Here is a 20,298-nt window from a genome sequence, read left to right as displayed (position 1 = left end):
ATTAAAAAGGGTTGTACGATAAACCTAAACCAAGGTAGAACGCCTGAGCTTTTGCCTGTCCGTAGAAACCAAGGCTGGCATTCTTCACATCTCTGGCCTGAGGAAGTGCATATCCTCCGGCTATATCCACTCCGAACTGCTTCAGTTTAAACCCAACCCCTCCGGTGATTACGTAAGTATTGAATGAAGGCGTTTCCGGAATGAAGTTGTCGTCAGTATACGGAGATTCGTCGTAGTAAGCCCCAAGACGTCCGAAGATCATATCTGTGAATGCGTACTGAGTTCCCAGTCTGAATGTTTTGGAATTTCTGAAGTTTTTAGGAGATACCAATATAGTAGGATCTGCCTGATTACCCACTGGTGCACTTGCAAAATCCAGAGTCAGCTTGCTGTATCTTTCCCATCCGTGGTAGTTAAAGTCAGCTGAAATTAACCATTTCGGAGTTACTTTATAAGTTAAACCAATAGTATATTCTTCTACCAAAGGAAGAGTTGCTGTAAATTTATCCTGTCCTGTAGCCGGATCAAGTCCCAATAATGGATAGATAGATGCTGAAGGGAATTTGAACGTAGCCGTTCCTTTTTTAGCCTTCATATCTATTGGGGAACGGTAAGCGATACTTACATCCAATTTCGGATCAGGTCTGAAATAGAATCCGAATCCGTACCCGCTTCCGCTTGCTTTTTCGTCTTTGATATTTAATTCTCCGCCGAACTGGGTTACAGCCTTATCCCAGTCTACTTTCCCTTTTGCGTAGATGTAGCTTGCCCCGAATGACATCCATGGTGCCAGCTTTACAGAAACCATCGGCTGAAAATAAAAGCTCTTAAGCTCCAGTTTCTGTACCATTTCTTTTCCTTCCCACTGACCTGGCCACTCGATTGTACTTCCGAAAGGCGTAGAAAAACTGAAACCAACGGAAAGGTTTTCTAGTGGTTTATAGGCAACCGCAGCATATAACGGAGTTCCCATAGGGTTATCTGTTTCTGTACTCTGCAAAGTATTCAGATTTTGGAAAGTAACTTTATTACTTGCCCCGAATCCTCCTGCCACTATACTCAGTTTTGAAGGAATGAATGACATACCCGCCGGGTTAAAGAATGCCACACTTGCATCTTCGGCATGAGCACTAGTATGTGCCATGGCCAATTGTTTCACTCCCTGCAGAGATACCCTGAAGCCTCCCGCATAAGATAAAACACCCGCCAATAAAGCAGTTGATACTAATATTTTTTTCATAGACTGTTTATTATATAACCCAAATATAAAATTATTTTAGATACACCTGTTAATATTTCTTAATATTTTAAACAATATCCCAAAAGAAAATTATGTTTAAAATAACACTTTAGAAATACTTCAGCCTAAAGATATCTTACCTAGTTACTTATCAGCTTTTACAATCCTTTACATTTTTCACGTTTAATGTTAAACAACAGTGATATTGAATATTTAAGTATTTTAGAATTGCGTAAAGATAAATTTACATAAATTTGCAGGATTATAAAAAATAGTTATATGAGTTGTGGATGCAAAACATCCGGCGATTCTGCACATTCTTGCGGACCTAAAAAAACCGCGAATGGCTGTGAAAGTGTAAATACCTGCGGTAATAGTTATAAATTAAGTGTTTTCGACTGGCTTTCCAACATCAACAATCCCTCATCGAACAGGTGTGATTTTGTGGAAGTTAGATTTAAAAATGACAGAAAATCGTTTTATAAAAATGTAAACAATATTCCTTTACATATAGGTAGCGTAGTAACAGTAGAATCAAGCCCGGGGCACGATGTAGGCGTAGTAAGCCTCACCGGAGAATTAGTAAAGATTCAGATGAAAAAGAAAAAATTTCCTGAAGAATCTCTACTCAAAATATACAGACAGGCCAACCAGAAAGACCTCGAAGTCTGGCAGGAAGCCCGGAAAAAAGAAGACGGCGTAAAGCTTGAAGCAAGAAAGATCGCCCATAGAATAGGTCTTGAAATGAAGGTCACCGATGTGGAATACCAGGGAGACTCTTCAAAGATCACTTTTTATTACACTGCTGATAACCGGGTGGATTTCAGACAGTTGATTAAAGAATATGCAGGCGCTTTCAGAACCAAGATCGATATGAAACAGATCGGGTTCAGACAGGAAGCCGCAAAAGTAGGAGGTATAGGATCATGCGGAAGAGAACTCTGCTGTTCTACATGGCTTACAGATTTCAGATCTGTGAATACCAATGTTGCCCGATACCAGCAGCTGAGCATCAACCCGCAAAAACTTGCAGGACAATGCGGTAAGCTGAAATGCTGTCTTAACTATGAACTGGACAGTTATCTTGATGCACTGAGCAACTTCCCTTCTTCATCAACAATGCTTGATACGGAAAAAGGAAGAGCCTTCTGCATCAAAATAGACGTTTTCAAAAAGAAAATGTGGTTTGCGTATGTAGACAGTTCCATGGCATGGTATGATTTTGATATTGAACTTGTTAAGAAATTAATTTCAAAAAACAAAAGAGGTGAAAAGATTCTTCCGCTGGAAGATCTTAAGCAGCCTGAATCCCCTATTCAAACCATCGATCTGATCCAGGAAAACAATGTGGACCGGTTCGAAAAGAAGAACAGAGGCAACAACAGGAACAGAAACCAAAATCAAAACAGACCCAACAACAACGGACAAGGACAGGGACAACAAGGACAGGGGCCAAAGAAAAACAGACCTGAGAGATCTGAACGTCCGGAAAGGACTGATAGATCTGAGAGACAGGAAAACCCAAATGCCAACTCCGGAAATCAGCAGAGACCCCCACAAAAACAACAGCCTAAGCCGCAGCCAAAAGCACAGACGGAAAAAGCTGATGCCTCTTCTGATCCTGAGAAAAAACAGCAGAACCCGAATAAGAAGAACTTTAAAAAGAAATACCCTCCAAAAAAAGATAAAAATGCGTAAAATTTTAGGATTATTATCTCTTATCCTTTTCTTCGGCTGCCAGTCTTCCCAGGAAGAAAATGTCATCATGAATTCCGTGAATAACAAATGGAATAAGAAAAGTGAGCAAAAATTTAATCTTGAAGTTTCAGATCCGCAGAATCCTAAAAATATTATATTTGTTGTAAGAAATAACAACAGCTATCCTTACAGCAATATAAGGTTTATTGTAAACTTCACCAATCTGCAGAACAAAAAGAAGGAAACAGACACCCTGAATTATGTACTGGCAAAACCAAACGGCGAATGGCTTGGTACAGGTTTTGGTGAGACGAAGGAAGCATTATTTCAGTATAGAATGAACTATAAATTTCCGGGCAAGGGAAAGTATGAAATCAGCCTGATCCAGGCGATGAGGAATGACAACCTTCCGGGAATTGAAGACGTTGGAGTAAAACTAGAAACGGCTAAACCGTAACCATCAATGGAAGACAACAGACAAAACGCAGGAAACAAGGGAAAAACCTTCCCTCTTCCGCCCAAAAAAAAGAATACCTCCTGGAAAAAATGGGTTAGATTTATTTGGATCGGGCTCATTGCAGTCGTTTTAGGTATCTCAGGACTTTTCTTTGCCGTTTCCCAGGGCTTTCTTGGCGAAATGCCGGATGTAAAGGAACTTGAGAATCCTGATATTTATGTGGCTTCTGAAATCATTTCATCGGACGGTGTTTTACTTGGAAAGTTTGAAAAAGAAAAGACCCAACCTATTACTTACAAACAGCTGCCACCTTATCTTATCTATGCTTTACAGGCTAAAGAAGATGAGCGTTTTAAAGAGCACTCCGGGATCGATTTAAAGTCTATCCTGAGAGCCGTACGTTATGGTGGTGACCGAGGTGGAGGTTCAACAATTACGCAGCAGCTTGCTAAATTATTGTTCACCAAAGAGCCTTCTAAAAACCCTATCAAAAGGGTTATTCAGAAATTAAAGGAATGGTCCGTTGCCGTAAGCCTTGAAAAGCGGTATACAAAGGAAGAAATTATCACATTATATTTCAATAAGTTCGATTTTACGTATAATGCGAACGGTATTGAAATGGCTTCCAAAATTTATTTCAATAAAACAACTGCCGAACTTACCCTTCCTGAAGCAGCGGTTTTTGTAGCCATGCTGGAAGCCCCGATTGCCAATAACCCGATGAGAAATCCGGAACGTGCCAAGCGAAGAAGAGATGTTGTTTTGCAGCAGATGCTTGAAACCGGATATATAGATCAGGGAACGTATGAAAAAGCGATCGGTACTGCTATTGAGGTAGATTATCATCCGATCAAAAATATCAATGACGATTACTCTGCTTACTACAAATTCTATTTAAGAAAAGAAATTGACAAGTATCTTCAGGATTACGAAAAAGAAAACGGCAAGAAACTTAACCTATACAAAGACGGTTTAAAAATATATGTAACCCTTGATTCTAAAATGCAGAAGTATGCAGAACAGTCTATCAAGGAACATTTAACAGACCTTCAGAAAAGATTCGATGCTGAGCAGAGAGGCAGAAAAAACAGACCTTTCTACTACCTGACAGACAAACAGGTGACCAGTGTAATGACCCAGGCGATGAAGAGAACCGGACGTTACAAACAACTGAAAGCAGCTGGTGTTTCTGAAGACTCTATTTTACTTGAATTCCACAAGCCTATCAAAACTTCACGTTTTACATGGGCCGGAGAAGAAGAGGTTGAAATGTCTCCATGGGACTCTATCAGATACCACAAACAGATTGCGCAGGCAGGTTTGATGTCTATGGTTCCCGGAAGTGGCGAGATCAAGGCATGGGTAGGTGGTATAGACTGGCAGCATTTCCAGTATGACCATATCAAACAGGGGAAAAGACAGGTAGGATCTACATTCAAGCCTTTCGTATATGCCACGGCTATTATGAAACTGGGTATGACGCCATGTTCAACGGTTTCTAACGGAACTTATGATCACAAAGGATGGCATGTTCCGGGAAGAGGCGGAATGCTGACCTTAAAAGATGCTTTGGCACACTCTCAGAACCCGGTAGCTGCCCGTCTTATTGAAATGACAGGCGTAGACGCTGTTATCCAGACTGCAAGAGACTTAGGCGTTACAGAAGATATTCCGAGAAACAATACGATTGCCTTAGGTTCATCAGATATTACGATTTACGAAATGCTTGGTGCCTACAGTACTTTTGCCAACTATGGAAACTACAATAAACCGGAAATGGTCTGGAGAATTGAGGATGCCAACGGAAGAGTAATCAAAGAAGTAAATGTAGAGCCGAAAGAAGTAATGAACCCAATGTATGCCTACACCATGATCGAACTGATGAAAGGGGTAGCACAATACGGTACAGCTTCCGGAGAATTAGGAAGAAGAGGAATTTCAAAAGGTGTGGAAATTGCTGCTAAAACAGGTACTACACAGAACAACTCCGATGGTTGGTTTATGGGAATCACGCCTAAACTGGCAACAGGAGCCTGGGTAGGCTGGGAAGACAGAGCCACCCACTTCTTTGGAACCGGTGAAGGTCAGGGTGCGAAAATGGCATTACCGATCTGGGCGATCTTCATGAAGAAAGTCTGGGCAGATAAATCTCTGGGAATTACTCCGGATGATAAATTCACCCGCCCATCAGACTGGAAAGACGGATGCTCCAATCTTAAAGGCTTAGGAGAAGGCTACGGAGACGACGGAGGGCTTCAAACGATTGACGAGATCAAAAACCCAAGACCGGCAGATCCGACACCTAAAAGCAATACAGACAAAAAAGAAGAAAATATCAATGACAATCTCCACTCCACCGATGAGGTAGATTTCAATAAATAAATTCTCTTTTAGAAATACACAAGACCTTTCAATAATTTGGAAGGTCTTTTCTTTTATAATTAATACCTTTGATCTATGAATATTGAACAGATCAGACAGCCTTTCACCGATATATTTCCAGGGGACCTTTCCGGCAACACGGTACAGAGAAACACCCCAAAAGTTTTATTTGCCACCGTAAAGCCCGCAGGTTTTGACGGCCCGAAGCTAATTGCTTTTAACCAAGCTCTGGCTGAGGAAACAGGCCTTGGACGATATGAAGACAAAGACCTGGATTTTCTCGTTGGAAACAACCTCCCTGACAATGTAAAAACCTATGCTACAGCCTACGCAGGACATCAGTTTGGAAACTGGGCAGGCCAGCTTGGAGACGGAAGGGCAATAATAGCCGGAGAAATCATCAATAAAGACGGTAAAAAGACAGAAATACAATGGAAAGGCGCCGGTGCAACGCCCTATTCAAGACATGCAGACGGAAGAGCCGTACTGAGATCTTCCGTGCGGGAATACCTGATGAGTGAAGCCATGTACCACCTTGGAGTTCCTACCACCAGAGCCTTAAGTTTAGCTTTTACAGGCGAAGATGTGGTGAGAGACATGATGTATAATGGAAATCCTCAGCTGGAAAAAGGCGCTGTAGTGATCAGAACAGCAGAAAGTTTTCTCCGTTTCGGGCATTTTGAACTGCTTTCAGCTCAAAGAGAATACAACACGCTGGAAGACCTGGCCGATTTTACCATTGAAAATTATTATCCGGAAATCACAACAGACGGAATTCAGAAATATAAAGACTTCTTTGAAAAAATATGCACCAGAACAGCCGATCTGATGACTGAATGGTTCCGGGTAGGATTTGTTCACGGTGTAATGAATACGGATAATATGTCTGTTTTGGGACTGACCATAGATTACGGCCCTTATTCCATGATGGATGAATATGATCTTAATTTCACGCCCAATACGACAGATCTTCCGGGAAGAAGATATGCATTTGGTCAACAGGGCCAAATCTCACAGTGGAATCTGTGGCAGCTTGCGAATGCTCTTCATCCGTTGATTAAAGATGAAAAATTTCTGGAAGACACCTTAAATCAATACGGAACTTACTTCTGGGAAGCCCATGACAAGGTGCTTTGCCGAAAATTTGGGTTTGAAGAGCTTCTGGAAAGTGACGAGGAGTTCTTTACCAACTGGCAGGGACTGATGCAGGAATTACAGTTCGACTATACGCTGTTTTTTAATCAGCTGGAAAAACTAAATTCTGACAGTGATCTTAAAACCCTTTTTGAAAATGCATCTTACGTTGGTTTAAATGATGAAAGACTGAAAAAGCTTGGTGATTTTGCAAAAAAACATGAGGCAAGGCTTACTCTCAATACCATCTCAAAAGAAGAGTCATCAGCGCTTATGAACCGTTCCAATCCAAAGTTTACCCTGAGGAATTATCTTCTATACGAATGCATTGAGGAGATCAGTATGGGTAAAACTGAAATGCTGGAAAAACTCACCCGCGCCCTGGAAAATCCATATCAGGAATTGTACCCTGAATTTTCCGCAAAGAGGCCATCAGCTTATGATGACACCACTGGCTGTTCTACATTATCCTGCAGTTCCTGATAGATAAAATACACACTTTAAACAATTTAGATGCATTTTTTATATTGTAGTAATAATTTTTCACTACTTTTAGAAAAAATATTATTATGAAAAAAATTCTCTTTTCTTTAAGCTTAATACTTACCGGAGCGACGACACATGCACAAACAGTATTATTAGATGAAGGTTTTGAATCTTATACCAATTTTGCTATTTCAGGCTTTGGAAACTGGCGTACTTTAGACTTAGACGGCCTAAATACTTATACTGGAGGAGGTCCCGTAATTGGAGGCACTACATCCCCTTCCTGGACTGCAAACTGGACAAATAGAGGAGCAGCAATGGCTTTTCAAATTTTCAATCTTAGTGCCAGCAATGCAACTAACAATGCAACTTCAACTGCTGCTGATGAAGAAATTAGAAATTTCAGTCCGCATGCCGGCCAAAAATGTGCTGTATCGTGGGCCGGTGTTCCGTCTACTACCGGAGGAGCAACCGCTAACAATGATTGGCTAATCACCCCTGCTGTTACTTTGGGTACAAGTGCAAACATTTTGACTTTCTGGGTAAAAGCTTTGTCACCAAGCTTTACTGAAAGCTATAAAGTAGGAGTTTATACAGGAAGTGGCAACCCAACTGCGGCTGCTAATTTCACTATTGTTTCATCACCGACAACATTAACAGCCCCTTTTGCTGCATGGCAACAAGTCACTATCAATTTAGATGCTTATGCAGGACAGACTATAAGAGTAGGATTCCAGTACATGTCTTCAGACCAGTACATGTTTATGCTTGACGATGTAAAAATCACAGCTACCGGTGTACTGGCTACAAATGAAGTTTCCTCAAAAGCAAAAACAACAAACTTCTATCCGAATCCAACTAAAGGAGAAATCAATATCAAAACAGATAAAAAAGTAAAAGTAATTTCTGTTATGGATATGTCCGGAAAAACGGTTGCAAAAACAGAGTCTGAAAAAGCAGATATTTCCGCTTTACCAAAAGGAACTTATATCATCAAGGCAGAATTTAACGACAACACCTCTGCTGTTGAGAAAATAGTCAAGCAATAACCGCATGATAATAATCTTTAAAACTCACCGGATCCGGTGAGTTTTTTATTTTACTTTTGCAAAAAACTGACACGTGTCTTTTATTAAAACAAAACTTATTGCCATTTTAAAACAGGTATTTCCCGCTTCTTATCCGGAGCTGGCCATTTTTCTGTTCTTTCTGATCTGTTATGGAATCTTAGGATCATACATCGCTTTTCACTACAGGATTATTTTTGACAGCAGAATTCCATGGGATGCTTACTTCAGTTTTGACAATAAAGCCATTGTAATGACCGGCGGAAGCTTTGAAAGACATCCTCTGGCCTACTATTTCTTCAATTGGGTCCGGGAATTCTCTCTCTGGGTTTCGGGTGGAAAAATGGATGTCATCTTCAGACTTACCCTGGCGTGGCTCAGCAACCTGGCCATCAGCCTGTGTATGGTTCAGATTTTCAAATACCTCCGAAATATAATCAGGCTGCCGCTTCAGATCAGCATTCTGATCATTTTGTTTTTTGGCCTTTTTTCTACAAGTATAATCCTTTCCTTTACTCCGGAAAACTTCACCTACACCTTACTTTTGTTAAGTATCTATAATTATTATGCCGCTGTAAAGCTTAAAAAGGAGGAAAAAATCCCCGGATCTGCATTAGCTCTTGCCGGAATTACGGTCGGCGGACTTACCATAACGAACCTGGTTAAGGTTTTTATTCCGGTTTTATTTGAAAAAGATTTCTTCAGAAGCTGGAAAAAATTTGGAAATGCAGCTTTTCGTGTGATGCTTACTACCGCATGTTTCGTATTTCTCTATCTCCTGAGAATTGATTTCAAGTATGAAAACATCTTTTCAAAAACCAATCAGCAGTATGAAAAGTTCTCCAATGTAGAATCCATACCGGACTGGGACATGATGCTTTCTTACTTTTTCGGGGGAAGCATTCTCTTTCCGAGTTTCATGACAACGGACAAACATAATATGAAAGGTTTTAACTTCAAAGGCCTTTTAATGGAGCCTTATTCTTCTTCATTTTGCTATGCTTTTGTCATCGTATTACTGACATTGATTTTGTGGAGTTATTTTAAAAATTTCAAGAATAAGCTGGTGCAGGTTCTGGCCGTTTCATTCGCTGTGGATATCGTGATCCACTGCATCATGAGATTCGGACTGCATACCTCCTACATTTACGGCGGACACTTTGTTTTTGTATATCCGCTGCTTCTGGGATGGCTGTTTTACAGCTACAGGTCAAAGCCCAAAATGCTGTCATTTTTAACAGTAACTATGGGAATTCTATTTGTTTTTCTGCTGACCAATAATCTGTACAGAATGTCAGATTTCTTTATGTTTCTTGAGAAGTATTATCAATAAAAAAGCCGAGAAAATTCTCGGCTTTACTTTTATATTTTGATCGTTTTTTATTTCGCTTCAGAACAGAAAATTCTATACTGTACCGCAACCGCAGATTTAAAGTATTCTCTGATTTTTGACAGATCTGAGCTGGCACTTTGCTTCGTAAAATAACTTCCCGCCAATATTTTGTAATTAGGTCTTAAAGAAGCATCCGTTTCCACTTTCAGGTTAGGGAATCTTTTTCTGAAGTAAGCTTTTACTTCATTCGCTTCTTCATTGCTTTTTACCGTCGTGATCTGGATCTTAAACCCTAAGATTCTCGGATTTTTTCTGCAAATCTCTGCATTACTAAGCTCGCGGCTCGGAACGTAAATCTTTGGAGGCTTTGGAGCGGTCACAATTCCACTGTCTGTATTATTTTCTCTTACTGAGGTATTGCCTGTAGTTCTGGAACATTTGTCTTCCACTCCTTCCAAAGCAGCACTTACTTTAGAATCCATCGTCATGATAAGCTCTGTACCGGACAGTGTATCTTTTTTAACAACCTGTTGGGCTTCAACACTATAAAACCCAAATAAAGATACGATTGAAAATATTTTGATTAAATTTCTCATTTAAACTTGTTTCTGCAAATCTATTAAAATTAAAAAATTATACCAAACAACACTATTTAGAATCAATACAAATTAAACGTAAATGATATTTTCCCTTTTCCATATACCGTTAAATTCCTGTTAAAAATATTATTTTTGCGGAATTGATTGATTCAATATTTTACTAACATAAGATAATTTAAATGATTAGTTGGAGAAAGCATTATAAACAAACGTTGATCGCGATAGGACTATTGCTATCAACCAGTGCTTCAATTTACGGGCAAGACGGCGATCCTAAAAACGGAGAGAAACTTTTCAAAGCGAATTGTACTGCATGTCACGCGCTGGACAAACAAGTAATAGGACCACCTCTGAAGGGGGTTGTAGAACGAGTAAAGACAGAAGGCGGTGTAGACAAAGATTGGCTTCACAAGTGGATCAAAGACAACAAAGCTCTGAGAGCTTCTGGGGATAAATACGCCAATGAGATTTTTGAAAAATACAACAAGACTGAAATGTTGCAGTTCCCGAACCTTACGGAGAAGGATATTGACGATATTTTAGCTTACACAACTAATCCTCCGGCACCTGAGCCTGCTGCAGATCCTAAAAAAGACGCAGCAACAGATGCGGCAGTAGCCGCTCCGGCAAATAATACAACCACAAGCGTTGTTATTATTTCACTTATTGCCATTGCAGGTTTATTGGTTTGGATCTTAATTAAACTAAGACAATTAGTGAAATTAGGTCAATCTGAAGACTTAGCAGGGCTTAACGAAACAAGAGTTAAATCTTTCAGCGAAATTTACGAGAAGTACCACTACATCGGTAAAGCTGCATTGGGTATCCTTGCCCTTCTTGCTGCTTACGGAGTATGGAACTGGATCATGTGGATCGGGGTTTACAAAGGGTATAAGCCTGAGCAGCCTATCTACTTCTCGCACAAAATCCACGCTGGAGAACAGAAAATAGACTGTCAGCTTTGTCACTCAAGTGCCAAGTATGGTAAAGTATCTGAGATTCCTTCTATGAACGTTTGTATGAACTGTCACAGAACCATTTCTGAATACAACGCAGACCACTACATGGAGCCAGGAAAAGATAAAGCATTCTACGATGGTGAGATCAAGAAGATCTATGCTGCTACAGGATGGGATCCTGAAAAACAGCAGTACACCGGAAAAACACAACCGGTAGAATGGACAAGAATCCACAACATGCCAGACTTCGTGTACTTCAACCACTCTCAGCACGTAGTTGCAGGTGAACAGGCGATCATCAATTCTTTCAACAAAAAGAATCCAAACAACAAAATTGATGTTGTATGTAAAGCTTGTCACGGAAAAATTGACACAATGAATGTTGTTCAGATGGCCAATGACTTCACTATGGGATGGTGTATCGAGTGCCACAGAACTACTGAGGTTGATATGAACAACGGTTATAATAAAGAATACTTCAAGAATCTACACGACAAGTTGAAAAAACAATATCCTCAGGATGGCGGAAAAATCACGGTAGATGCAATTGGAGGTCTTGAGTGTGGTAAATGTCATTATTAATAACTAAAAAATTAGAAGTATAAATGGCTTCAAACAAAATACAATTTAGAAGTATTCATGAACTTAGAGATCCGGCTTTAAATAATAAGCTGGCTCAGAAAGAGTTTCAGGAAGAAATTCCGGTAGAAGATTTCCTTGGAGATGCTGAACAGAACGGATCCAGTACTTCAAGAAGAGATTTCTTAAAAATATTAGGATTCTCTACAGCAGCTGTAACACTGGCTGCCTGTGAAGCACCGGTGATCAAAACGATTCCTTATGTGGTAAAGCCGCATGACATTATTCCGGGGGTTCCAAACTATTACGCTTCAACTTATTTTGACGGATTCGACTTCGCCAGCGTATTAGTAAAGACCCGTGAAGGAAGACCTATCAAAATAGATCCAAACCCGGCAGCGGGTGATTTAGGGACTACCAATGCAAGAGCGCAGGCAAGTGTACTTTCTCTTTATGATAACGATAAAGTAAAGCAGCCTAAACTTGACGGAAAAGACGAAACTTTCGATAAAGTAGACAGTTTTGTTCTTAAAGGTCTGGCAGATGCCAGTGCAGCAGGTAAAAAGATCGTGCTTTTGTCACACTCTTTCCCTTCCCCTACTTTCAAAAAATTATTTGCTGAATTCAAAGCTAAATATCCTACCGCTGAACTGGTAACTTACGATGCGTATCCTCACTCTGCAGCATTAGATGCAGCTCAGGAAGTATTCGGACAGAGAGCATTACCGGTTTATGACCTTAAAGGTTCAGAATTGGTAGTTTCTTTCCAGGCTGATTTCTTAGGAGATTACAACGGAGCTAGCTTAGAAACATCTTACGCAGCAGCAAGAAAGCCGGGACCAAACATGTTGAGACACATTCAGGTGGAAGCTAACATGTCATTAACCGGTGCGAATGCTGACTCAAGATACAGATTAAAGCCAAGTGCAGTAAACAAAACATTAGTTGAAGTTTACAATGCAGTTGTAGGTGGTGGTACTTCAGATAAGACCGCTTCTGAAATTGCAGCTGAACTTAAAGCAAAAGGCAGCAAAGCTGTTGTTCTTGCAGACGGTTCCAAAGCAGCACAGGTTTTAGCACACCTTATCAACCAAAAATTAGGTTCAGTAGCTTTCACAGGTAAGGCAAACTTCCTGAAAGAATTTGACAAAGCAAGATACCAGGAATTCTTAGGATGGGTAAATGCAGGTCAGGTTGGCGTATTGATCGCGAACAATGTAGACCCTATCTATTCTCATCCGAAAGGAGAAGACTTCAAAAAGTCTCTTTCAAAAGTAGCTTGTGTAGTAGCTGTTGCTGATAAGAAAAATGAAATGTACAAAGCAGCGAAAGCTGTAATTCCTGTAGCTAACTGGCTGGAGTCTTGGGGTGATATTGAGCCTCAGACAGGAGTATATTCATTGATGCAGCCTACGATCCAGAAGATCTACAAATCAAGACAGATTGAAGAATCTCTATTGGTTTGGAAGAATGGTAAAAACAACGCTGCCAACAATTATTATGACTATCTGAAAGGAAGTGCTGCTTCTATCTTAGGAGGAACTTCTTTCAACAAAGCTCTATATAACGGTATCACGACTTCAAATAATGCAACTGCATTATCTTACACAGGAGGAAATGCTGCCCAGGCTCTTGCTGAACTAGGTAACTTTAAAGCTTCTGAATTAGAATTAGTATTATACACCAAGCCTTCAATGGGTGACGGTACTCAGGCCAACAACCCTTGGCTTCAGGAATTACCAGATCCAATTACCAGAATGTCTTGGGATAACTATCTGACTATTTCTCCAAAAGATGCTGAGAAGTTTGCGATTGACAACGATCTTAATGCGAGAATGCAGCTGGATGGTTCTATCGTAAACCTTACGGTAAACGGAGTAACCATAAAAGACGTTCCGGTATTCATTCAGCCTGGACAGGCAGAAGGATCTGTAGGTCTTGCGCTTGGATATGGTAAAAAAGATTCAGGAACTACTGCTGATACAGGAGTAAACGCTTATCCGCTATTTGACGGTTCTAACCTTGCAGTTTCAGGAGTTAAGATCGAAAAAACAGGAGAAGACCACGAATTTGCAGGGATCCAGCTTCAGAATACATTAATGGGACGTTATGAAATCGCGAAGGAAGTTCCTTTAGCTGAATTCATCAACGTAGCTTTCGATGACGAACATAAAGGATGGAATAAGCCTTTGGAATATCATACGATCAGTGGAGCTCTTCCGGCTAGAAAGATTGACCTATGGGATGCTTTCGATGATACAGACGGACCTCACTTCAACTTATCAATCGACTTGAACTCTTGTACTGGTTGTGGAGCATGTATCATTGCTTGTCAGGCAGAAAACAACGTTCCTGTTGTAGGTAAAGAAGAGATCAGAATGTCAAGAGATATGTACTGGTTAAGAATTGACCGTTACTATTCTTCTAGACAGAAAGTAGAAGTATACGAAGGATTGAAAGAAGGAATGGCTGTACCTGAATTGTATGGTACTGCATTCGGAGACGGAGGTGCATTAAACCACCCTGCAGACAATCCGGACGTAATCTTCCAACCAGTAATGTGTCAGCACTGTAACCACGCTCCATGTGAAACAGTATGTCCGGTAGCGGCTACTTCACACGGTAAGCAGGGTCAGAACCACATGGCTTACAACAGATGTATCGGTACCAGATATTGTGCAAACAACTGTCCGTACAAAGTAAGACGTTTCAACTGGTTTACGTATAACCTGAATGATAAGTTCGATTTCAACATGAACAATGATTTAGGAAGAATGGTACTAAACCCTGACGTGGTTGTAAGAACCAGAGGGGTAATGGAGAAATGTTCAATGTGTATCCAGGAAACTCAGGCTACTATTTTAGCAGCTAAGAGAGAGAACAGAAAAGTAACAGACACTGAATTCAAGAACTCTTGTGCATGTGCTGCTGCTTGTTCTACCGGAGCAATGACGTTCGGAGACATGAATGACAAAGAATCTGAAGTGAGAGAATTATATTCCAGCAACAGAAGATATTATTTACTTGAAGAGATCGGAACCAAACCAAACGTGTTCTATCACACTAAAGTAAGAAACAGAGTAGAAAAATAAAGTTTAAATAATAAATAGGTAAAAAATGTCAGGACATTACGAAGCTCCGATAAGGGAACCTCTAATTATTGGTCACAAAACTTATCACGATATTACGGAAGATATCGCACGACCTATCGAAGAAAGAGCAGGTAAATTATGGTGGATTTCACTATACGCAGCCTTAGTTCTATTTCTATACGGATTCGGCTGTATCGCCTACACTATCGGGACAGGTATTGGAGCATGGGGGCTTAACAGAACTATTAACTGGGGTTGGGATATTACCAACTTCGTATGGTGGGTAGGTATCGGTCACGCCGGAACACTTATCTCCGCAGTATTATTATTATTTAGACAGCGTTGGAGAATGTCTGTAAACAGATCTGCAGAGGCGATGACGATCTTTGCGGTTGTACAGGCAGCGATCTTCCCTGTAATCCACATGGGTAGAGTTTGGGTAGGATATTGGGTATTCCCTTTACCAAACCAGTTCGGTTCTCTTTGGGGGAACTTCAACTCTCCTCTACTTTGGGACGTATTCGCGATCTCAACGTATTTCTCAGTATCAACAGTATTCTGGTTCATGGGACTAATCCCTGACTTTGCAATGATCAGAGACAGAGCGAAAACGCCTTGGACTAAGAAAATTTATACATTCCTTGCTTTCGGCTGGGGTGGTAAAGCAAAACACTGGCAGAGATTCGAAGAGCTTTCTTTGGTTCTTGCAGGTTTGGCTACTCCACTTGTATTCTCGGTACACACCACGGTATCATTTGACTTCGCAACGTCGGTTATTAAAGGATGGCACTCTACAATCTACCCTCCTTACTTCGTAGCCGGTGCGATCTTCTCAGGATTCGCGATGGTACAGACTCTATTGTTAATTGCAAGAAAAGTTTGTCACCTGGAAGACTATATCACAATGTATCATATTGAAATTATGAACATCGTAATCGTTCTTACAGGAGGTATGGTAACTGTAGCTTATGCTACTGAATATTTCATCGGATGGTATTCCGGATCAAGATTTGAAGACTTTACGTACCTTTCACCGGGTGCTGCAGTAGGACCTTACTGGTGGGCTTTCTGGTCATTGATCATCTGTAACCTTGTGGTGCCTGCATCATTCTGGTTCAAGAGAGCAAGAACCAATATCATCTGGACGTTCATCGTAGCATTGATCATCAACATCGGTATGTGGTTTGAACGTTTTGATATCATCGTTATCAACCTTTCAAGAGATTACTTACCAGGATCATGGACTATGTTTAAGCCAACGATCATTGATGTGGGTGTATATTTAGGAACAATCGGATTCTTCTCTGTATTATTCTTACTATACGCAAGAACGTTCCCTGTAATTGCACAGGCTGAATTAAAATCGATTCTGAAAATTTCAGGTGAAACTTATAAAGCAAAAGAAGGAGATGAGCACCACTAAAATTGTATACGGACTTTATGCGGACGACGACGATTTAATGAACGGCGTTAAGGCATTCAACGATAAAGGAATTGCGATAAACGAAGTGTATACTCCGTTTCCGGTTCACGGACTTGACAAAGCTTTAGGGTTAAAGAAAACCAGAATTTCTGATGCTGCGTTCTTCTATGCACTTTACGGAGTAACCATCGGTGCTACGGTAACATGGTACGTAATGAATCATGACTGGCCTCAGAATATTGGTGGTAAACCAGCTTTTGACTGGGCACACAACATGCCTGCATTCGTGGTACCTATGTTTGAATTGATGGTATTCTGTGCTGCTCACATGATGTCTTTAACTTTCTTGGTTAGAAACAAAATGTATCCGGGCGCTCCGGCTCAGAACCCAGATCCAAGAACTACTGATGATAAATTCCTTATGGAATTTGTAACTGAAGACGTAGAATCTGTAAAACAGTTACTTATTGAAACTGGAGTTGAAGAAATAACTGTAAAAGACGCTTAAAATGAAAAAGAATGTATTAAAAATTACAGCTATTTTAGGTTTAGCAACGGTTTTACTTAATTCTTGCGGACCAAAAGAAAATGCACCATTGGTATATTTCCCGGATATGTATTTTCCGGTAGCTTACGATCCATTGATGAAAGCTCAGGATGCTTATTCAGATCATGAAAATGAAATCCCTGCTTTCGTTAAAAATAGTTTTGCAACAGGTCTTGCTCCCGTAGAAGGATCCGTTGCACAGAATAAAGACGGTATTTTTGAAGAAGGATTACTTCCAAGAAATGTTGACGAGTACAACGCCGGATATGACGCTTCGAAAACAATGACCACTTCTCCTTTGAATCCTGCCAACGCAGCTAAAGATATTGAAAGAGGAAAAATGTTATTCGATAAAACCTGTGCTGCATGTCACGGAACAGGAGGTGATGGACAAGGACCAATTGTACAGACAGGAGCTTTCTCCGGTGTACCAAACTATGCCGACAGAGAACTTACTGTAGGATCTGTTCATTATGTATTAACTAACGGTAGAAATGCAATGGGATCTTATGCTGGCCAGCTTAATGCAGGTGACAGATGGAGAGTAGCAATGTATGTGATGAGTGCTTTCAAAAAAGCAGCAGCAGCACCTGCAGCAGCTACAACAGCTGCCGCTACACCAGCCGCAGCAGCAACTGAGACTACTACCGAAACTAAAAAATAAGAAAAGAAATGTATAGTTTTTCACCAAAATTAAAATCAACTTCTATAATCCTTCTTGTTGTAGGTTTAGTTCTATTTGCTATAGGTTTCTTTATGAACAAAGGCCTTACTACTGAGAAAATAGAGCATATGATGGAAGCAGTTCATGCTGCCGGTCATACTGCCCCTACACACTCAAGTGAAATGATAGGACCTCAGGACCACGCGTCTCATTTAGAGCACGCTGAGCTTCAGGTTCACAACCAGCCGTTGGCTGCGCTGCACTTTGTAGCAGTATTTTTCTTTGGAGTTAGTTGTGCTGTATTATTCTTTTATTGTATTCAGCATGCTGCCCACGCAGGTTGGCCTATTATTATTACAAGAGTAATGGAAGCTATTGCTTCTTACATCCCTTACGGAGGTGCTATTCTGATTATATTAATGCTATTGAATATTTTCCACCAGGGTCACTTATTCCATTGGATGGATCCGGATTTAACAGATCCGAACTCTGCTCATTTTGATGTGATCTTATTTGAAAAGAAAAGATTCTTGAATATTCCTTTCTATGCAATCAGAACATTAATCTATGTATTGGGAGCTTCATTCTTTGCATGGAAACTGAAAGCACAGTCTAAGAAAGTAGACGAAACAAAATCTAAAGTAGAATATCAATTCCTTTACAGATGGGCAGTAGGATATATCGCCTTCTTCGGATTTGCTTCTGCAGCATGGGCTTGGGACTGGTTGATGTCTATTGACCCTCACTGGTACTCTACCATGTACATCTGGTATTCAATGGTTAGCTGCCTTTCAAGTGGTATCGCTGTAATCATTTTACTAAGTGTATATCTTAAGAAAAACGGATTCCTACCTCAGTTCAATGATAATCACCTGCACGATTTAGGAGTATTCCTTTTCGCTACAAGTATGCTTTGGACGTATACCTGGTTTGCACAGTTCATGCTTTACTGGTATGCGAACGTACCGGAAGAGGTGAACTACTTCTTCGGAAGATTCCAGCACTACTCTCCTACGTTCCTTCCAATGCTGATTGTAAACTTCCTTTTACCGCTATTGGTATTAGTGAGCAGCAGCATCAAGAGAAACTACAAAGTAGTAACGATTATGGCTGTAGTGGTTATTTTAGGACACATTCTGGATTATTTCAACATGGTAATGCCGGGAACGGTAGGTCCATACTGGAAAACTCCTGAAGTATTCATCCTGGTATTAGGAGCCATCCTTTTCGTAGTTGGATTGTTCATGTTCACAGTATTGACAGCATTGTCTAAACTTAAACTGATCCCTACAGGTAACCCTTACCTTCACGAATCTGAAATTTATGAGTATCCTTTCTAAGGAACTGTAACAGATATAAAATAAAAAAGACTGATTGTAATGATCAGTCTTTTTTTTGCATAAAGGTGAAATTTTTTAACCTTCAGGCAACCATTTCAAACTTTATGTGTCTTTAGAATAGATAGGTCTTTATTTTACAAATCAAATCAACTAAACAAAATATACTATGAAACGAAATATTCTTCTCTCCACCCTGTTCATTCTTCTGTTCAGCTTTATGCAGGCGCAGACCATTACTTTTATTTCTGAGCAGACCAACAAGCCTCTTCCCAAAGTATCCGTTTTCGGAAAAGACGGAAGTATTCTTGCCTTTTCTGATATTGATGGCAAAATTGAGAAACAGTCCATCTCACCCGAGCAGGAGAAGTTCCAGCTCGTTTATAATAATTTCCCCATTGCACTTCTTACTTATGCAGAACTCAATCAGGATGTCATTAAAATTAATGATCAGGTTAAAGAAATAGAAACCGTGGTGATTAAGAATTCAAAACCTGCGAAATACATTCACATTAAAGGAAATTTCAATGCCTACGTGACACTGAATAACAAATTGAACAGCTACACGGATGGAATTATAACCTACGTATTTGATAATAAAACAAAAAAGCTGAAAAGCGCTAATATTGAACAGTACCGGGTATTTAAATTAGTAGATGCCAAAAATGAAAAAAAAGTGGTTTCATCGTGGGATACCAGCAGTTCATTGGTACTTCCAAAACTTAAACATGTGGGCAACCCTGAAGAGTATAAAGAAAAATGGAATGTCATTAAAGAATTAAAAGGGGACCGGAAAGATCAGATAGAAGTAACCGGAGCTGCCCTTCAGGAAAAAGAATTCTCTCTATTCGGTTACCGGTTTTATGATATCAGAACCATTCTCAATATGTCTTTTGAAAAAGATTCCGAAAAAAGCCTGAAAGATTTTTTAGAATATAACGAGGTGGTCTTCGTAAAGCTTAAGCATAAAAGTGAGCCTAACTATAATCAGATTATTTCATACAATAACTTCCATGTTACAGAATTCAGTTTCAGCAATGAAAATGATATAGAAAAGGTGAAATTCAACAAAGACAACAGCAATTATAAAACCCAGTTCTGGAAAGAGCCTTCTTTTCCTAATATGCAGACCATTTTCAGTTCGTTTTTCAAAGATGATCTGAAAGAGCAGGAAAATAAAACCAAAAATTAAATATTTATCCAAACCAATTAATCAAAATAACTACAGCATCTATATCAACCTGACAATCAACAGAGTCTGAAAGTGAACAAAAGAAAAATAAAAACTTAGTATTATTAAA

The 20,298-nt window shown here is 39.9% G+C and carries 15 protein-coding genes; 13 read left to right on the top strand and 2 right to left on the bottom strand.

The features are described from left to right. Position 1 precedes the first annotated feature (1 nt). Positions 2-1,240, bottom strand: a complete 1,239-nt coding sequence (locus JET18_RS13270) for an OmpP1/FadL family transporter (protein ID WP_202091784.1) — start codon at positions 1,238-1,240, stop codon at positions 2-4. A 279-nt stretch (positions 1,241-1,519) separates the two neighbouring features. Here JET18_RS13270 and JET18_RS13265 point away from each other — a divergent pair, with 279 nt between their 5' ends. From JET18_RS13265 to JET18_RS13240, 6 genes are all read left to right on the top strand, one after another. Next, on the top strand, positions 1,520-2,938 hold the full coding sequence (locus tag JET18_RS13265) for a PSP1 domain-containing protein (RefSeq protein WP_202091782.1): 1,419 nt from the start codon (positions 1,520-1,522) through the stop codon (positions 2,936-2,938). Continuing rightward, on the top strand, positions 2,931-3,395 hold the full coding sequence (locus JET18_RS13260) for a gliding motility lipoprotein GldH (RefSeq protein WP_202091780.1): 465 nt from the start codon (positions 2,931-2,933) through the stop codon (positions 3,393-3,395). Before JET18_RS13265 ends, JET18_RS13260 begins: the two co-directional genes overlap by 8 nt. Positions 3,396-3,401: 6 nt before the next feature. Next, positions 3,402-5,777, top strand: a complete 2,376-nt coding sequence (locus tag JET18_RS13255; protein ID WP_202091778.1) for a penicillin-binding protein 1A — start codon at positions 3,402-3,404, stop codon at positions 5,775-5,777. Positions 5,778-5,852: 75 nt separating this feature from the next. Then, positions 5,853-7,394: a protein adenylyltransferase SelO gene (locus JET18_RS13250; RefSeq protein ID WP_202091776.1), complete on the top strand. Its 1,542-nt coding sequence runs from the start codon at positions 5,853-5,855 to the stop codon at positions 7,392-7,394. An 86-nt stretch (positions 7,395-7,480) separates the two neighbouring features. Further along, a complete protein-coding gene (locus JET18_RS13245) occupies positions 7,481-8,446 on the top strand; it encodes a T9SS-dependent choice-of-anchor J family protein (protein WP_202091774.1) in 966 nt (321 codons plus the stop codon). 73 nt (positions 8,447-8,519) lie between these two features. Further along, positions 8,520-9,797: a DUF6080 domain-containing protein gene (locus tag JET18_RS13240; protein ID WP_317193256.1), complete on the top strand. Its 1,278-nt coding sequence runs from the start codon at positions 8,520-8,522 to the stop codon at positions 9,795-9,797. 47 nt (positions 9,798-9,844) lie between these two features. Here the strand turns inward: JET18_RS13240 and JET18_RS13235 are convergent, their stop codons facing one another. Continuing rightward, positions 9,845-10,393, bottom strand: a complete 549-nt coding sequence (locus tag JET18_RS13235; protein WP_202091772.1) for an SPOR domain-containing protein — start codon at positions 10,391-10,393, stop codon at positions 9,845-9,847. 182 nt (positions 10,394-10,575) lie between these two features. Here JET18_RS13235 and JET18_RS13230 point away from each other — a divergent pair, with 182 nt between their 5' ends. The 7 genes from JET18_RS13230 to JET18_RS13200 all read left to right on the top strand — a co-directional run bounded on the left by JET18_RS13230 (position 10,576) and on the right by JET18_RS13200 (position 20,189). Then, positions 10,576-11,937: a c-type cytochrome gene (locus tag JET18_RS13230; protein WP_202091770.1), complete on the top strand. Its 1,362-nt coding sequence runs from the start codon at positions 10,576-10,578 to the stop codon at positions 11,935-11,937. 23 nt (positions 11,938-11,960) lie between these two features. Next, a complete protein-coding gene (locus tag JET18_RS13225) occupies positions 11,961-15,026 on the top strand; it encodes a TAT-variant-translocated molybdopterin oxidoreductase (protein WP_202091768.1) in 3,066 nt (1,021 codons plus the stop codon). A gap of 25 nt (positions 15,027-15,051) precedes the next feature. Continuing rightward, on the top strand, positions 15,052-16,449 hold the full coding sequence (nrfD, locus tag JET18_RS13220; protein WP_202091766.1) for an NrfD/PsrC family molybdoenzyme membrane anchor subunit: 1,398 nt from the start codon (positions 15,052-15,054) through the stop codon (positions 16,447-16,449). Further along, positions 16,436-16,957: a DUF3341 domain-containing protein gene (locus JET18_RS13215; RefSeq protein ID WP_034724188.1), complete on the top strand. Its 522-nt coding sequence runs from the start codon at positions 16,436-16,438 to the stop codon at positions 16,955-16,957. The genes nrfD and JET18_RS13215 overlap by 14 nt, the downstream gene beginning before the upstream one ends. A gap of 1 nt (position 16,958) precedes the next feature. Then, on the top strand, positions 16,959-17,660 hold the full coding sequence (locus JET18_RS13210) for a c-type cytochrome (protein WP_202091764.1): 702 nt from the start codon (positions 16,959-16,961) through the stop codon (positions 17,658-17,660). An 8-nt stretch (positions 17,661-17,668) separates the two neighbouring features. Then, positions 17,669-19,000 carry a quinol:cytochrome C oxidoreductase gene (locus JET18_RS13205; protein ID WP_202091762.1) on the top strand — a complete coding sequence of 444 codons (1,332 nt, stop codon included), beginning with the start codon at positions 17,669-17,671 and terminating at the stop codon, positions 18,998-19,000. 166 nt (positions 19,001-19,166) lie between these two features. Further along, a complete protein-coding gene (locus tag JET18_RS13200; RefSeq protein ID WP_202091760.1) occupies positions 19,167-20,189 on the top strand; it encodes a hypothetical protein in 1,023 nt (340 codons plus the stop codon). The last annotated feature ends 109 nt before the right edge of the window (positions 20,190-20,298 follow it).

Source organism: Chryseobacterium endalhagicum (assembly GCF_016745235.1).
Classification (GTDB): Bacteria; Bacteroidota; Bacteroidia; order Flavobacteriales; family Weeksellaceae; genus Chryseobacterium; species Chryseobacterium endalhagicum.
Note: the sequence above shows the minus strand (reverse complement) of the source record. Positions and strands in the feature narration are given on the sequence as shown.

Excerpts from the sequence above, each read along its gene's own strand:
- JET18_RS13270 (WP_202091784.1), bottom strand. The coding sequence starts at position 1,240 with ATGAAAAAAATATTAGTATCAACTGCTTTATTGGCGGGTGTTTTATCT.
- JET18_RS13265 (WP_202091782.1), top strand. The coding sequence starts at position 1,520 with ATGAGTTGTGGATGCAAAACATCCGGCGATTCTGCACATTCTTGCGGA.
- JET18_RS13260 (WP_202091780.1), top strand. The coding sequence starts at position 2,931 with ATGCGTAAAATTTTAGGATTATTATCTCTTATCCTTTTCTTCGGCTGC.
- JET18_RS13255 (WP_202091778.1), top strand. The coding sequence starts at position 3,402 with ATGGAAGACAACAGACAAAACGCAGGAAACAAGGGAAAAACCTTCCCT.
- JET18_RS13250 (WP_202091776.1), top strand. The coding sequence starts at position 5,853 with ATGAATATTGAACAGATCAGACAGCCTTTCACCGATATATTTCCAGGG.
- JET18_RS13245 (WP_202091774.1), top strand. The coding sequence starts at position 7,481 with ATGAAAAAAATTCTCTTTTCTTTAAGCTTAATACTTACCGGAGCGACG.
- JET18_RS13235 (WP_202091772.1), bottom strand. The coding sequence starts at position 10,393 with ATGAGAAATTTAATCAAAATATTTTCAATCGTATCTTTATTTGGGTTT.
- JET18_RS13230 (WP_202091770.1), top strand. The coding sequence starts at position 10,576 with ATGATTAGTTGGAGAAAGCATTATAAACAAACGTTGATCGCGATAGGA.
- JET18_RS13225 (WP_202091768.1), top strand. The coding sequence starts at position 11,961 with ATGGCTTCAAACAAAATACAATTTAGAAGTATTCATGAACTTAGAGAT.
- nrfD (WP_202091766.1), top strand. The coding sequence starts at position 15,052 with ATGTCAGGACATTACGAAGCTCCGATAAGGGAACCTCTAATTATTGGT.
- JET18_RS13215 (WP_034724188.1), top strand. The coding sequence starts at position 16,436 with ATGAGCACCACTAAAATTGTATACGGACTTTATGCGGACGACGACGAT.
- JET18_RS13210 (WP_202091764.1), top strand. The coding sequence starts at position 16,959 with ATGAAAAAGAATGTATTAAAAATTACAGCTATTTTAGGTTTAGCAACG.
- JET18_RS13205 (WP_202091762.1), top strand. The coding sequence starts at position 17,669 with ATGTATAGTTTTTCACCAAAATTAAAATCAACTTCTATAATCCTTCTT.
- JET18_RS13200 (WP_202091760.1), top strand. The coding sequence starts at position 19,167 with ATGAAACGAAATATTCTTCTCTCCACCCTGTTCATTCTTCTGTTCAGC.